The 15,842-nt window shown below is 61.1% G+C and carries 13 protein-coding genes; all 13 read left to right on the top strand.

Annotated features, from left to right (window positions below):
• Positions 1-36: 36 nt before the first annotated feature.
• Entirely contained in the window at positions 37-1,128 is a 1,092-nt protein-coding gene (gene aroB / locus C8C95_RS14255) for a 3-dehydroquinate synthase (RefSeq protein WP_116749016.1), read from the top strand.
• 70 nt (positions 1,129-1,198) lie between these two features.
• Positions 1,199-2,374, top strand: coding sequence for a deoxyguanosinetriphosphate triphosphohydrolase (locus tag C8C95_RS14260; protein ID WP_116749017.1), 1,176 nt, complete (start codon positions 1,199-1,201; stop codon positions 2,372-2,374).
• Between the two features lie 276 nt (positions 2,375-2,650).
• The gene (locus C8C95_RS14265) at positions 2,651-3,313 is read left to right on the top strand and encodes a DUF1415 domain-containing protein (protein WP_116749018.1); all 663 of its coding nucleotides are present in this window, start codon (positions 2,651-2,653) and stop codon (positions 3,311-3,313) included.
• Positions 3,310-4,245: an SAM-dependent methyltransferase gene (locus C8C95_RS14270; protein ID WP_116749019.1), complete on the top strand. Its 936-nt coding sequence runs from the start codon at positions 3,310-3,312 to the stop codon at positions 4,243-4,245. The genes C8C95_RS14265 and C8C95_RS14270 overlap by 4 nt, the downstream gene beginning before the upstream one ends.
• Positions 4,246-4,393: 148 nt before the next feature.
• Positions 4,394-5,110 (top strand): transposase, encoded by a 717-nt coding sequence (locus C8C95_RS14275; RefSeq protein WP_116749020.1) that lies wholly within the window; start codon positions 4,394-4,396, stop codon positions 5,108-5,110.
• Positions 5,111-5,271: 161 nt separating this feature from the next.
• Positions 5,272-10,005 (top strand): glutamate synthase-related protein, encoded by a 4,734-nt coding sequence (locus C8C95_RS14280; protein ID WP_116749021.1) that lies wholly within the window; start codon positions 5,272-5,274, stop codon positions 10,003-10,005.
• Between the two features lie 47 nt (positions 10,006-10,052).
• Positions 10,053-11,531: a glutamate synthase subunit beta gene (locus tag C8C95_RS14285; RefSeq protein ID WP_056060207.1), complete on the top strand. Its 1,479-nt coding sequence runs from the start codon at positions 10,053-10,055 to the stop codon at positions 11,529-11,531.
• A 299-nt stretch (positions 11,532-11,830) separates the two neighbouring features.
• Positions 11,831-12,649 (top strand): ABC transporter ATP-binding protein, encoded by an 819-nt coding sequence (locus C8C95_RS14290; protein WP_056060210.1) that lies wholly within the window; start codon positions 11,831-11,833, stop codon positions 12,647-12,649.
• On the top strand, positions 12,646-13,428 hold the full coding sequence (gene mlaE / locus C8C95_RS14295; RefSeq protein WP_099731118.1) for a lipid asymmetry maintenance ABC transporter permease subunit MlaE: 783 nt from the start codon (positions 12,646-12,648) through the stop codon (positions 13,426-13,428). Before C8C95_RS14290 ends, mlaE begins: the two co-directional genes overlap by 4 nt.
• A 35-nt stretch (positions 13,429-13,463) precedes the next feature.
• Positions 13,464-13,952 (top strand): outer membrane lipid asymmetry maintenance protein MlaD, encoded by a 489-nt coding sequence (mlaD, locus tag C8C95_RS14300; protein WP_056060215.1) that lies wholly within the window; start codon positions 13,464-13,466, stop codon positions 13,950-13,952.
• 50 nt (positions 13,953-14,002) lie between these two features.
• Positions 14,003-14,749, top strand: a complete 747-nt coding sequence (locus C8C95_RS14305) for a VacJ family lipoprotein (protein WP_056747250.1) — start codon at positions 14,003-14,005, stop codon at positions 14,747-14,749.
• A gap of 156 nt (positions 14,750-14,905) precedes the next feature.
• A complete protein-coding gene (locus tag C8C95_RS14310) occupies positions 14,906-15,553 on the top strand; it encodes an ABC transporter substrate-binding protein (protein WP_116750293.1) in 648 nt (215 codons plus the stop codon).
• Positions 15,554-15,566: 13 nt separating this feature from the next.
• The gene (locus C8C95_RS14315) at positions 15,567-15,839 is read left to right on the top strand and encodes an STAS domain-containing protein (RefSeq protein ID WP_043566042.1); all 273 of its coding nucleotides are present in this window, start codon (positions 15,567-15,569) and stop codon (positions 15,837-15,839) included.
• The last annotated feature ends 3 nt before the right edge of the window (positions 15,840-15,842 follow it).

Consider the following 15,842-nt stretch of genomic DNA (forward strand, 5'->3'; position numbering starts at 1 on the left):
CCTTTTTTTGTTTTTAAATCCTTTTGATTTTTCAAAATGAATTCTATTAAAATAGATTTGCCTTATAAAGGTTATGATATTTTTGTTGGGTCTGGATTGAATTTGGCTCGAGCTCTTGGGGATATAAAAATATCATTCAAAGTGGCTGTTATCGTGACGAATGTAATTGTTGCGAAATTACATCTTAATAAAATTGTGCACTCTTTGAAAGGCGTGTTTGATGAAGTTCATGTGATCGAACTCCCCGATGGAGAGTTGTTCAAAAATTGGGATTCGCTCAACAAAATATTCGAAGCACTCTTGACTTGGGAGTGTGATCGAAAGACGGTTCTATTTGCTCTTGGTGGTGGGGTTGTCGGTGATTTAACTGGGTTTGCGGCGGCTACGTATATGCGGGGAGTACCTTTTGTGCAGCTTCCAACGACCTTGCTGGCACAGGTTGATTCGTCTGTAGGAGGTAAAACTGCTATAAACCATCCGTTGGGTAAAAATATGATAGGGGCTTTTTACCAGCCTCAATTAGTGCTTTGTGATCTGGAAGTGTTGGATACCTTGCCATCTCGTGAATTAAGCGCTGGTTTGGCCGAGGTAATTAAATATGGTCCCATTGCTGATGCAAATTTTTTGAATTGGTTGGAAAATAATATAGATGCTGTGCTGGCAAAGGATAAGGATGCACTGGCTCATGTTGTACGGCGTAGCTGTGAGATTAAGGCAGGGATCGTGAGCCAGGATGAAAAGGAATCCGGTGTGCGCGCCATCCTCAACTTTGGACATACATTCGGCCATGCTATCGAAGCCGGAATGGGATATGGCGTCTGGCTGCATGGGGAGGGCGTGGCGGCGGGAATGGTTATGGCCTCAGAACTCTCTATGCGTTTGGGACTGGTGGATGCCAGCTTTGTTTCACGCTTGAAGACGTTGATTCGACGAGCGGGGTTACCAACCGTTGCACCCCTTATTAGTGCATCAGATAACGCGGGCCGGTATTTGGAGTTGATGCGGATTGATAAGAAGTCAGACGCTGGAGAGATCCGCTATGTGCTGATTGATGGGGTCGGTCGCGCGATACTGCGAGCCGCTCCGGATGCTCTCGTGCGCGAAGTGATTGACGCATGTTGCGAATGAGCGCGAGTCTTGAGAATTCGGTTTCCTTGGCAGTACTGGTCCAAACTCTTTCGGGGCTTGGCAGGGAGGAATGATTCAAAAATCTAGCCTGTTATCTTGCGCATCCGATGCTGCAGCAACGCGCGGGCGTCGCTTTTCGGAGTTGGTCGCGCCTACCCGAACTGAATACCAGCGCGATCGCGACCGAATTGTCCATTCCACGGCATTCCGACGGCTTGTCTACAAGACGCAAGTCTTCCTCAACCACGAGGGGGATCTATTTCGGACCCGGCTAACTCATTCGTTAGAAGTCGCGCAACTCGGGCGATCCATCGCACGGTCGCTACAGATTAACGAAGACTTGGTTGAGGCCATCTCGTTAGCCCACGACTTGGGACATACCCCGTTCGGGCATGCAGGGCAGGACGCCTTGAATGGCTGCATGGCAGACTTTGGAGGCTTTGAACACAACTTGCAGAGCTTGCGAGTGGTGGACAAGCTGGAAGAACGATACCCGTTGTATGACGGACTCAATCTCACATTCGAGACCCGAGAAGGGATTCTCAAACACTGCTCGCGCACTCATGCTTTGCAGTTGGAGAGTGAGGAGCCCAATGGTGTTGGTGCCCGCTTCCTGCACAATGAGCGGCCGAGTCTGGAGGCGCAGTTGTGCAATTTGGCCGACGAGATTGCTTACAACGCACACGATATAGATGACGGCGTGCGCTCTGGGTTGATTACTCTGACGCAGCTGCAAGAAGTGCCCTTGTTTGATGCGTACCGTTCGGCAGCCCAGATGGAGCATCCCGGCCTCGCCACGCCATCAATGCAGCGCCGCTTGTTGTATGAGGCGATACGGCGGATGCTGAGTGCGCAGGTGTACGACGTCATTGACACCACAAAAGCCGCGCTGCACGAGCATGCACCAGCCCATCCCGATGAGGTACGGAAGCTTCCAGTTCTGGTGAGCTTCAGTGGTGAGATGCGCGAGCGCTCTACCATACTCAAGCGGTTCCTCTTCAAGCATCTGTACCGGCATCCCCGGGTCATGGAGACTACGGGCCATGCCCAAGAAATCGTGCGTGAGTTGTTCGATGCCTATATGGCCCAGCCTCACGAAATGAAAGCTGCCTTTACCGCGCGAGCCCTGGAGGGCGATAGCTATGGGCGAGCGCGGGCGGTGGCCGACTTCATTGCCGGGATGACGGACCGCTTTGCGGTGCGGGAGCATGAGCGCCTGACAGGGCGCCGACTCCTGCAGGAATAGCGCCCGGTTCCGAGGTGGAGCGAGATGCGTTGTTTTTTTTTTGGGGGGGCGTCGCTGGTGTCGCGCGACTTCAGGCTCCGTTAGATGTGGCCGCCTGAAGCGTATTTGCTGTGTGGGCTTGCGTATCTATTCTTTTCCTCCGCTGCCCTCCCGCCGATGTGAGCGTGCACTGAGGAGTCCATGAGGCTTCCAGATTGGACCGCCGCGATCGCTAGATCTGCCAACAACTCACGCCGATAAAATCCCACCTCTATCCCTGCGCTTCTGCGCGCACCCATGACATCTTCCTCCACCAATGCCGCTAAGGCGCTCCCCCATTTTGTATCCACTGATACCTACGTCCAGGACACTGTCCGGTGGTTGGAGCGAGCCGTCATTGGATTGAATCTCTGTCCATTTGCCAAGTCGGTGCATGTCAAAGGGCAAATTCACTACGTGGTGAGCTTGGCCACGACCGGGGAGGATGTGCTGGAGGTGTTGCGCGAAGAACTTCAGGCGCTCGCAAACACACCCGCAGAAGTCAGGGACACCACCTTGCTGGTGATGCCGCATTGCATGCAGGATTTCCTGGATTTCAATGACTTTCTTGGTGACGTGGAGGACGTGGTGCACGTTCTCGGGTTGGAGGGCACGCTGCAGGTCGCAAGCTTTCACCCGCAGTTTCAGTTCGCCGGCACCGATGCGGACGACGTGACCAATTGCACCAATCGCGCTCCATACCCCACGCTGCATTTGTTGCGCGAGGCCAGCATCGATCGGGCGGTGTCGGTCTTTCCCGAGGCGGAAACCATCTTCGAGCGCAACATGGAAGTACTTGAAGAGATGGGCATGGCCGGTTGGCTGGCGCTGGACGTGGGCCCCCATGACAAAGGCGGTGCGAACATAACCGCCACTGCCGCCAGCGATGACAATCCGCCAGCACAAGGCCCCGGTTTATGAACAAAAAGAACCCATCTGCAGTGACGACCGACAAGCGAATTCGCGATGCGGGCAAATCCAAGAACGAGAGTGCTGAGCTGCAGGAACTGCGCCCTGGCCAATCGGTAGAGCTGCTCAAGGAGCTGCACATCCTCACCCGGGATGGCCGTCTCAATCAGGGCTCACGCCGCAAGCTCAAGCAGGTGTACCACCTGTTCAACTTCATCGAGCCCCTGCTCACGGAGCTGTCCGCCCAAGGCGGTGGGCCCACGTTGGCGGACCACGGCGCGGGCAAGTCCTATCTGGGTTTCATCCTGTACGACCTGTATTTCAAGGCGCTGGGCCACGGGCATATCTACGGGGTGGAGACCCGGGCGGAACTGGTAGAGAAGTCGCGGGCGCTCGCGCAGCGGCTTCATTTTGAGCGGATGTCGTTTCTCAATCTATCCGTGGCCGAGTCTGCGGATGCCCGTGAGTTGCCCGACCAGATCGATGTGGTCACCGCCTTGCATGCTTGCGACACCGCCACTGACGACGCGATTGCCTTCGGGCTGCAAAAAAAGGCCCGGGCCATGGTTCTGGTGCCCTGTTGCCAAGCGGAGATGGCAGCCTGCCTGCGCCAAGGCAAGGCCTTGCAGTTGGCGCGAACGCCCCTGGCGGAACTGTGGCGTCACCCCTTGCACACCCGCGAACTCGGCAGCCAGGTGACCAATGTGCTGCGCTGCCTGTACCTGGAGGCCAATGGCTACCAGGTCACTGTGACCGAGCTGGTGGGATGGGAGCACAGCATGAAGAATGAACTCATCATCGCGCGCTACACCGGACAGAAAAAACGCAGCGCGGCCGAGCGGTTGCGGGCGCTTCTCGGCGAATTTGGCCTGGAACATGTCATGGGGGCGCGGTTTGGCATCGGTGTGGTGGTAGACCCAGTGGAGAACTTGGCTACGCATTGACGCGTGCCCAAAAGGCGCGCAAGGGCAGGCCAGAATCAAGCACGCGCCTCGCTATCTTCGTGGCGGATGATGGGCGTTGCCAGCTTGCATCGACGAGAAATAGGGGACAGGTCTATGATCGTAACTCCCCTATTCCTGATCAAGACCCATGGCCCGTTTGCCACGCCTGACCCTGCCGGGTCATTTGCACCACGTCATCCTGCGGGGTAACAACCGCCAGCCGATCTTCCGCGGAGTGGAAGATTTCGACGCGCTGCTGGCGCTGTTGATGGACAACGCGCAGAAATATGCCGTGGCCGTCCATGCCTATGTGCTGATGGACAACCACTTTCACCTGCTGGTTACGCCAGCCTCACAAGACGGACTGCCCCAGATGATGCAGGCGGTGGGGCGCCGGTATGTGCAGTACTTCAACCGCCGGCATGCCCGCACTGGTACTTTGTGGGAGGGGCGCTACCGTTCCACGGTATTGCAGCCGGAACGGTATTTGCTGGCGTGCATGGTGTACCTGGACCTCAACCCTGTACGGGCCGAATTGGTGCAGCAGCCCGCTGACTACGCCTGGTCCAGCCACGCACACTGGTTGGGCTTGCGTAACGACCGGTGGTTGACGCCCCATGCGCTGTATTGGGCTTTGGGCAACACCCCGTTTGCGCGCGAGGCCGCCTATGCCGCACTGGTGCAGGCGGGCTTGGGGGCGTCGGTGCAAACGGCGTTGACCGACTCGGCACTCAGCGGGTGGGCTTTGGGCGACACCGAGTTTCTTGCGGGCCTGCAACAGCAGACCCCGCGCCGCGTGACTCGGGGAATGCCTGGCAGGCCTCGAATGGCAAAAAGTCATGCAAAAACCGACGAGGGCGCTTGAAATCATTGGCCTCATTGCTATTGATTTTAATATGTCCCCAATAATATGCTTGTGTGAGTTCTGGTTTGCTTAATAGGAATCTGACCCCAATTAAATTGCTTGCCAAAATATGCTGCAATGCACTAACCTCGGCTCCCCTGCGAAAAATATAGGAGTGCGCCATGACCACGGCTGCCGAGATCCAGCATCTGCAACAACACGGTTTGTATTCATCGGGTAACGAACACGACGCCTGCGGCCTCGGGTTTGTGGCCCACATCAAGGGCATCAAGCGCCACGATATCGTGACGCAGGCCCTGAAGATTCTGGAAAACATCGACCACCGTGGTGCGGTGGGTGCCGACCCGCTGATGGGCGACGGCGCCGGCATCCTGATCCAGATCCCTGACGCGCTGTACCGCGAAGAGATGGCCAAGCAAGGCGTGACCTTGCCAGCGGCTGGCGAATACGGTGTGGGCATGATCTTCCTGCCCAAGGAGCATGCCTCGCGTCTGGCTTGCGAGCAGGAGATGGAGCGCGCCATCAAGGCCGAAGGCCAGGTGCTGCTGGGCTGGCGCGATGTGCCGGTGAATGTGGACATGCCCATGTCCCCCACCGTGCGCAAGAAGGAGCCCATCCTGCGCCAGGTGTTCATCGGCCGTGGCAATGACGTGATCGTGCAGGACGCGCTGGAGCGCAAGCTGTACGTGATCCGCAAGACGGCCAGCGCCAACATCCAGGCGCTCAAGCTCAAGCACAGCAAGGAATACTACGTTCCGTCCATGTCCAGCCGCACCGTGGTCTACAAGGGCCTGCTGCTGGCCGACCAGGTGGGCGTGTACTACAAGGACCTGTCCGACGAGCGCTGCGTCTCGGCCATCGGCCTGGTGCACCAGCGCTTCTCCACCAACACCTTCCCCGAGTGGCCGCTGGCCCACCCGTACCGCTATGTGGCGCACAACGGTGAAATCAACACCGTCAAGGGCAACTACAACTGGATGAAGGCCCGCGAAGGCGTGATGGCATCGCCCGTGCTGGCTGCTGACCTGCAAAAGCTCTACCCCATCAGCTTTGCCGACCAGTCCGATACGGCTACGTTCGACAACTGCCTCGAACTGCTGACCATGGCCGGCTACCCCATCAGCCAGGCCGTGATGATGATGATCCCAGAGCCCTGGGAGCAGCACACCACCATGGACGAGCGCCGCCGCGCCTTCTATGAATACCACGCCGCCATGCTGGAGCCCTGGGACGGCCCGGCCTCCATCGTGTTCACCGATGGCCGCCAGATCGGCGCCACGCTGGACCGCAACGGCCTGCGCCCCTCGCGCTACTGCATCACCGACGACGATCTGGTCATCATGGGCTCTGAGTCGGGCGTGCTGCCTGTGCCCGAGAACAAGATCGTGCGCAAGTGGCGCCTGCAGCCCGGCAAGATGTTCCTGATCGACCTGGAACAAGGCCGCATGATCGACGACGACGAGCTGAAAGCCAACATCGTCAACACCAAGCCCTACAAGCAGTGGATCGAAAACCTGCGGATCAAGCTGGACAGCATCGAGACGGGCGAAGCCGCCGCGGTCCCTGCAGCTGCCAGCCTGCCGTTGCTGGATCGCCAGCAGGCCTTTGGCTACACCCAGGAAGACATCAAGTTCCTGATGGCGCCCATGGCCAAAAACGGCGAAGAAGGCATCGGCTCCATGGGCAACGACAGCCCGCTGGCCGTGCTGTCGGGCAAGAACAAGCCGCTGTACAACTACTTCAAGCAGCTGTTCGCCCAGGTGACCAACCCGCCGATCGACCCGATTCGCGAGGCCATCGTGATGTCGCTGAACAGCTTCATCGGCCCCAAGCCCAACCTGCTGGACATCAACCAGGTCAACCCACCGATGCGGCTCGAAGTGAGCCAGCCCGTGCTCGACTTTGCCGACATGGCCAAGCTGCGCGACATAGAGAAGTACACGCAAGGCAAGTTCAAGAGCGCGACCATCGACATCACCTACCCGTTGAGCTGGGGCCGTGAGGGCGTGGAAGCCAAGCTGGCCTCGCTGTGCGCGCAGGCCGTGGATGCCATCAAGGGCGGTGCCAACATTCTCATCATCAGCGACCGTGCCGTGAGCGCCACGCAGGTGGCCATCCCCGCGCTGCTGGCGCTGTCGGCCATCCATCAGCACCTGGTGGGCGCAGGCCTGCGCACCACGGCCGGCCTGGTGGTCGAAACGGGTACCGCGCGCGAGGTGCACCACTTCGCCGTGCTGGCTGGCTACGGCGCCGAGGCTGTGCACCCGTACCTGGCCATGGAAACCCTGGCCGAAATGCACAAGGACCTGGGCGGCGACCTGTCGGCCGACAAGGCCATCTACAACTACGTCAAGGCCATCGGCAAGGGCCTGTCCAAGATCATGTCCAAGATGGGCGTGAGCACCTACATGAGCTACTGCGGCGCCCAGCTGTTCGAGGCCATCGGCCTGAACACGGAAACCGTGGGCAAGTACTTCACCGGCACCGCCAGCCGTGTGGAAGGTATCGGCGTGTTCGAGATCGCCGAAGAAGCCATCCGGATGCACAAGGCCGCGTTTGGCGACGACCCCGTGCTCGAAACCATGCTGGACGCCGGTGGCGAGTACGCCTGGCGCGCCCGTGGTGAAGACCACATGTGGACACCTGACGCGATTGCCAAGCTTCAACACAGCACGCGCGCCAACAACTGGAACACGTACAAGGAATACGCACAGATCATCAACGACCAGAGCAAGCGCCATATGACGCTGCGCGGTCTGTTCGAGTTCAAGATCGATCCGTCCAAGGCGATCTCGATTGATGAGGTCGAACCTGCCAAGGAAATCGTCAAGCGCTTCGCCACGGGCGCCATGTCGCTGGGCTCCATCTCCACCGAGGCGCACGCCACACTGGCCGTGGCCATGAACCGCATCGGCGGCAAGAGCAACACCGGTGAAGGTGGCGAGGACGCGGCACGCTACCGCAACGAACTCAAGGGCATCCCGATCAAGAAGGGCGACACCCTGAAGAGCGTGATCGGCGCCGAGAACGTCGAGGTCGATCTGCCCCTGCAGGACGGCGATTCGCTGCGCAGCCGTATCAAGCAGGTGGCGTCGGGCCGCTTCGGCGTGACGGCGGAGTACCTGTCGTCCGCCGATCAGATCCAGATCAAGATGGCCCAGGGGGCCAAGCCCGGCGAGGGCGGTCAACTGCCTGGCGGCAAGGTGTCCAACTACATCGGCAAGCTGCGCCACAGCGTGCCGGGTGTGGGCCTGATTTCGCCACCGCCGCACCATGACATCTACTCCATCGAGGACTTGGCCCAGCTGATCCACGATCTGAAGAACGTCGCACCGCACGCAGGCATCAGCGTCAAGCTGGTCTCCGAAGTGGGCGTGGGCACCATCGCCGCAGGCGTGGCCAAGTGCAAGAGCGACCACGTGGTGATCGCAGGGCATGACGGCGGCACGGGCGCTTCGCCCTGGTCGTCCATCAAGCACGCGGGCGGTCCGTGGGAAATCGGCCTGGCCGAAACCCAGCAGACGCTGGTGCTGAACCGCCTGCGCGGCCGCATCCGTGTGCAGGCCGACGGCCAGATGAAGACCGGCCGCGACGTCGCCATCGGCGCGCTGCTGGGCGCGGACGAATTCGGCTTCGCCACCGCTCCGCTGGTGGTCGAGGGCTGCATCATGATGCGCAAGTGCCACCTGAACACCTGCCCCGTGGGCGTGGCCACGCAAGACCCCGAGCTGCGCAAGAAGTTCTCGGGCAAGCCTGAGCACGTGGTGAACTACTTCTTCTTCATCGCGGAAGAAGTGCGCCAGATCATGGCCCAGCTGGGCATCCGCAAGTTTGACGACCTGATCGGCCGCACCGACCTGCTCGACATGCGCCAGGGCCTGGAACACTGGAAGGCACGCGGCCTGGACTTCAGCCGCCTGTTTGCCCAGCCGAACGTGCCCGCCGATGTGCCCCGCTTCCACGTGGACGTGCAGGATCACAACATCGAGCACACACTGGACCGCAAGCTCATCGAGCGCAGCAAGCCTGCCATCGAAAAGGGTGAGCGCGTGCAGTTCATCGAGGTGGCGCGCAACGTGAACCGTTCGGTCGGTGCGATGCTGTCCGGCGCGGTCACCCGTGTGCACCCCGAAGGATTGCCTGACGACACCATCCGCATCCAGCTGGAAGGCACTGGCGGCCAGTCGTTCGGCGCGTTCCTCACCCGCGGTATCACGCTGTACCTGATCGGCGACGCCAACGACTACACGGGCAAGGGCCTGTCGGGTGGCCGTGTCATCGTGCGCCCCAGCATCGACTTCCGGGGCGAGGCGGTGCGCAACACCATTGTGGGTAACACCGTGATGTACGGCGCTACCACCGGTGAGGCCTTCTTCAGTGGCGTGGCTGGTGAACGCTTTGCGGTGCGTCTGTCGGGTGCCACGGCCGTCGTCGAAGGTACGGGCGACCATGGCTGCGAGTACATGACTGGCGGTACGGTGGTGGTGCTCGGCAAGACCGGCCGCAACTTTGCAGCAGGCATGAGCGGCGGAGTAGCGTATGTGTACGACGAAGACGGACAGTTCGACACACGCTGCAACCTGTCGATGGTGACGCTGGAGCGCATCCTGCCCGCCACCGAGCAGGAAGCTACGGTCCCCCGCTCGATCTGGCACAACGGCCAGACGGACGAGGCCCAGCTCAAGAAGCTGCTGGAAGACCACAACCGCTGGACGGGCAGCAAGCGCGCGCGCGAGCTGCTGGACAACTGGGCCGCATCGCGCAGCAAGTTCGTCAAGGTCTTCCCGACCGAGTACAAGCGTGCGTTGGCTGAAATTTATGAACGAAAAGTGCTAGAGGAGTCCGCTACACCAGCGGTAGCTGCTACCAAAAAAGAAGTGGCCCCCGCCAAGTAAGGCGTCGCCACCCCCTTCGCACAGCATTCATAGACAAGGACATCGTCATGGGAAAAACTACTGGCTTCATGGAATACGAGCGCATCGAAGAGGGCTACAAGCCCGTGCCCGAGCGCCTGAAGCATTACAAGGAATTTGTCGTCGGGCTCGATGAGAGCCAGGCCAAGGTGCAAGGCGCGCGCTGCATGGACTGCGGCACACCGTTTTGCAACAACGGCTGCCCGGTGAACAACATCATTCCCGACTTCAACGACCTCGTGTACCACGCGGACTGGAAGAGCGCGATCGAGGTGCTGCACAGCACCAACAACTTCCCTGAGTTCACCGGCCGCATCTGCCCCGCGCCTTGCGAGGCTGCCTGTGTGCTCAACGTGAACGACGACGCTGTGGGCATCAAGAGCATTGAGCACGCGATCATCGACCGTGCCTGGGCCGAAGGCTGGGTGCAGCCGCGCCCCGCCAAGCACCAGACGGGCAAGAAGGTGGCTGTGGTGGGCTCCGGCCCCGCAGGTCTGGCGGCTGCGCAGCAACTGGCCCGCGCTGGCCACAGCGTCACGCTGTTTGAGAAAAACGACCGTGTGGGCGGCCTGCTGCGCTACGGCATCCCCGACTTCAAGATGGAGAAGTCGCACATCGACCGCCGCGTGAAGCAGCTCGAAGCCGAAGGTGTGGTGATTCGCACCGGCGTATTCGTGGGCGCCGCGAAGGACGGCCTGGGCAAGGATTCCAAGGTCACCAACTGGGCCAAGGAAACCGTCACGCCCGAACAGCTGAACAAGGAGTTTGACGCCGTGCTGCTCACCGGTGGCGCTGAGCAGTCGCGCGACCTGCCTGTGCCAGGCCGTGAGCTCGACGGCATTCACTTCGCCATGGAATTCCTGCCCCAGCAGAACAAGGTCAACGCGGGCGACAAGCTCAAGGGCCAGATCATGGCGACGGGCAAGCATGTGATTGTGATCGGCGGCGGCGACACCGGCAGCGACTGCGTGGGTACCAGCAATCGCCATGGTGCAGCCAGCGTCACCCAGTTCGAGGTGATGCCCCAGCCCCCTGAAGTGGAAAACCGCCCCCTGACGTGGCCTTACTGGCCACTCAAGCTGCGCACCAGCTCCAGCCATGAAGAAGGTTGCGTGCGCGAGTTCGCGATCTCCACCAAGGAGTTCACGGGCGAAAAGGGCAAGGTCAAGAGCCTGACTACGGTGCAGGTCGAGTTCAAGGACGGCAAGCTGGTCGAGATTCCTGGCACCGAAAAACACTACCAAGCCGATCTGGTGTTGCTGGCCATGGGTTTTGTGAGTCCGGTCGCGCCGGTGCTGGAGGCTTTCGGCGTCGAGAAGGATGCACGAGGCAATGCCCGCGCCACCACGGACTTTGACGGCGGTTATGCCACCAACGTGCCCAAGGTGTTTGCGGCGGGCGATATCCGCCGGGGTCAGTCACTGGTGGTTTGGGCCATCCGTGAAGGCCGCCAGGCCGCGCGTGCGGTGGACGAGTTCCTGATGGGATATTCGGACCTGCCCCGCTGATCCTGCGGTTTTTCGCACCCTCCAAGCAACGGCGCCTTCGGGCGCCGTTTGTGTTGACGGGGCCTTTGACGGTGGGGCAATGGCCGGGCGTCAGCCTTCTGGACGCTTTGTTGGCACAATCAGGGGTTCTGTCAATCCGGGCTTGCCTCGGTCTCGCTCGGTCGGGATCGCTGGCGGTTGTGCTTTTTCTTTACAAACATGCATGAATGTATGTTTGTGTCTTCGGCTACCATCTGCGCTCCATTTTCCGGGGGCGGATGCTGTTTTGGCAGGCCTCAGATCAGACATCCATTTCTTGCATGGCCGAGTCCACATTTCTTGCCGAGTTGCGCAACGTCACGTTTTCGTACGGTGACCGCGTGATCCTGCGCGACGTGACCCTGGCGGTGCCGCGCGGCAAGGTCACGGCGCTGATGGGCGCATCGGGCGGGGGCAAGACGACGGTGCTGCGCCTGCTTGGGGGGCAGCACAGGGCCCAGAGTGGCCAGGTGTTGGTTAACGGTCAGGACGTAGGGCGCATGGACGTACAGGCTTTGTATGCTGCGCGCCGGCGCATGGGCATGTTGTTCCAGTTCGGTGCGCTGTTCACCGACCTCAGCGTGTTTGAGAACGTGGCCTTTCCGCTGCGTGAGCACACCGATTTGTCCGAGGAACTGATCCGCGATGTGGTGCTGATGAAGCTGCATGCGGTGGGCCTGCGTGGTGCACGCGACCTGATGCCCAGCCAGATATCGGGTGGCATGGCGCGCCGCGTGGCGCTGGCCCGAGCGATCGTGCTGGACCCGGAACTGGTCATGTACGACGAACCCTTTGCGGGCCTGGACCCCATCTCGTTGGGCACGGCTGCGCAGTTGATCCGTCAGCTCAACGACGCCATGGGCCTCACCAGCATCGTGGTGTCGCATGACCTGGAGGAGACTTTCCGCCTGGCGGACCATGTGATCATCCTGGGCGAAGGCGTTGTGGCGGCGCAGGGCACGCCTGAGGAGGTCCTCGCCAGCCGTGACCCGCTGGTGCATCAGTTTGTCAACGCTCTGCCGACTGGCCCGGTGCCGTTCCATTACCCCGGCCCGGCCGTTGCCGAGGATTTCGGACCTGCAGGAGGACGTGCGCTGTGAGTTGGTACAAGCCCTCCGACGTCGGTTTTGCTGTGCGCCACAAGCTGGCTGACATCGGCATGGGCGCGCGGTTGTTTGGGCGGCTGGTGCGGCTCCTGGGTGCGACCTTGATGCGGCCCTCGCTGGTGCGCGACCAGGTGCATTTTCTGGGCAACTATTCGCTGGCCATCATTGCCGTGTCGGGCCTGTTCGTTGGGTTTGTGCTGGGCTTGCAGGGCTACTACACGCTGCAGCGCTATGGCTCGTCAGAGGCCTTGGGCCTGCTGGTGGCATTGAGTCTTGTGCGCGAGCTGGGCCCCGTGGTCACGGCGCTGCTGTTTGCGGGTCGCGCAGGCACGTCGCTCACAGCAGAAATTGGCCTCATGCGCGCAGGGGAGCAGCTCAGCGCCATGGAGATGATGGCGGTGGACCCGGTGCAGCGCATTCTGGCGCCTCGCTTCTGGGCAGGGGTGATCACCATGCCGCTGCTGGCCGCGGTGTTCAGTGCGGTGGGCATCATCGGCGGCTGGATCGTCGGGGTGCTCATGATCGGCATTGACCCCGGGGCGTTCTGGAGCCAGATGCAGGGCGGGGTGGATGTCTGGAAAGACCTGGGCAACGGCGTGCTCAAGAGTGTGGTCTTTGGCTTCACGGTAACTTTTGTGGCGCTGCTGCAGGGCTATGCAGCCAAACCCACCCCTGAGGGTGTGTCGCGCGCCACCACGCGCACCGTGGTCATGGCGTCTTTGGCGGTGCTGGCACTGGACTTCGTGCTCACCGCACTGATGTTCAGTATCTGACGCTGGCGGTGCTGGCAGTTCTAGGAATCAAACATATGCAACGCTCCAAAAACGATCTGTGGGTAGGGCTCTTTGTGATGCTGGGCGCGGTGGCACTGGTGTTTCTGGCGCTGCAGTCGGCCAACCTGCTGAGCCTTCAATTCCACTCGGGCTACCGTGTCACTGCCAAGTTCGACAACATCGGCGGTCTCAAGCCCCAGGCGGCGGTGCGCAGCGCGGGTGTGGTGGTGGGGCGTGTGGAGTCCATCACCTTTGACGACAAGACCTTCCAGGCGCGGGTCACGCTGGCCATGGAAGACCGCTATGCCTTTCCCAAGGACAGCTCTCTCAAGATCCTGACCAGCGGCCTGCTGGGTGAGCAGTACATCGGGATCGAGGCAGGTGCCGACGAAAAAAATCTGGCGGCGGGCGACACGATCACGTCCACCCAGTCGGCGGTGGTGCTTGAGAACCTTATCGGACAATTTCTTTACAGCAAAGCCGAAGACGGCGCAAAACCTGCAGGGACAGGTGGGAAAAAATGATGCATTCACTCCATACACTCCGCGCCCGCATTGATGGCGGCAGGTTGTCGATGTCCCGCCTGGCAGCCAGCCTGGCCTTGTTGCTGGGGGCTGTGCTGCTCACCGGGTGCGCCACGGTGGCCAACCCCGATCCCCGCGATCCGCTGGAGTCTTACAACCGCAGCATGACCAACTTCAATGAACAGGTCGATGCCATGGTGCTCAAGCCCGTGGCGACGGCCTACAAGGAGGTCACGCCCGCACCGGTACGCACGGGGGTCAGCAATTTCTTCGGGAACCTGGGCGACGTCTGGTCGTTTGTGAACAACGTGCTGCAGCTGCGCGGTGAAGCCGCTGCGTCCAGCTTCATGCGGGTCAATGTGAACACGTTCATGGGCCTGGGCGGGCTGCTGGACATCGCCAGCGAGCTGGGCATCGACCGCTACAAGCAGGACTTCGGCCTGACCCTAGGGCGCTGGGGCGTGGGTACTGGCCCCTATCTGGTGCTGCCCATCCTGGGGCCTTCCACCGTGCGCGACACATTCGCGCTGCCGGTGGACATGAAGGGCAACGTGGTGAGCTATGTGGACCCGGTCTCGGCCCGCAACTCGCTGTATGCGCTGCGCGCCGTCGAGGTGCGCTCCAACCTGCTGCGCGCGGGCTCTGTGCTCGACAGTGCGGCCCTGGACAAGTACAGCTTTACGCGTGACGTGTACCTGCAGGTGCGCAGCCACGCCGGTGAGGCGCCGAATGCAGACGGCAAGGACGACGGCGGCGCCAGCAATGGCGTGCTGCCCGAGGAACCTCCTGCGCGCTGATGGCATGCCGGGCGGGGCACATGCACCGATGCGCAGCCCTGGGTCTGGCCCTGTTGCACTTGCTTGCAATCCGCAACCGCTGCGACGCATGCCAGTGGGCCTGCACCTCCACAATGATTTGACGGGCACAAGCCCGCACCGATGAAAGCCGAGAAGATGATGAACCGACGTTCCCTGGGCCGTGCCGCCCTTTGCATTGCAGCCAGTGCCGTGCTCAGCCTGCCATTGTCTGCCCTCGCGGCCGACGAGGCGCCCGATGCGCTGATCAAGCGGCTATCCGCCGATGTGCTCAACACGGTGAAGTCCGACAAGGCCATCCAGGCCGGGGACCTGAGCAAGGTGATCGCCCTGGTCGATAAAACGGTGATGCCCAACGTCAACTTCCGCCGCATGACGGCCGCAGCCGTCGGCCCCGGCTGGCGCCAGGCCACGCCCGAGCAGCAAAAACGCCTGCAGGACGAGTTTAAGATCCTGCTGGTGCGCACCTATGCCGGCGCGCTGGCCCAGGTCAATGACCAGAGCATCCAGGTCAAGCCCCTGCGCGCGGCGGCCGAAGACAAGGACGTGCTGGTGCGCACCGAAATCGTGGGCCGGGGCGACCCCATCCAGCTCGACTACCGCCTCGAAAAGACTCCTGGTGATGGCGCAGGCTGGAAGATCTACAACCTGAATGTGCTGGGTGTCTGGCTGGTGGAAACCTACCGGGGCCAGTTCGCGCAGGAGATCAATGCCAAGGGCATTGAAGGCCTGATCGACACACTGGCCGCCCGCAATAAGACCAATGCGGGCACTGCCAAAGGCTGACGGCCGCCTCGCCATGCTGGTGCTGCCTCCCGAACTCACCCACCGCCAAGCTACCGCCTGCCTGCACATGCTCAAGCAGGGCCTGCGGGTGCACCGCGACAGCGCGGTGGTGGTGGACGCCCATGCGCTGACGGTGTTCGATACCTCGGCCCTCGCCGTGCTGCTCGAATGCCGGCGCGAAGTCTTGTCCGAGGGCAAGCAGTTTGCCGTGCAAGGCATGCCCGCTGGTCTGGCGGGCATGGCTGGGTTGTATGGGGTGGATGCGCTGCTGGTCGCCGCACCTTGATAC

This window comes from Acidovorax sp. 99, assembly GCF_003096455.1.
Taxonomy (GTDB): Bacteria; Pseudomonadota; Gammaproteobacteria; order Burkholderiales; family Burkholderiaceae_C; genus Acidovorax; species Acidovorax delafieldii.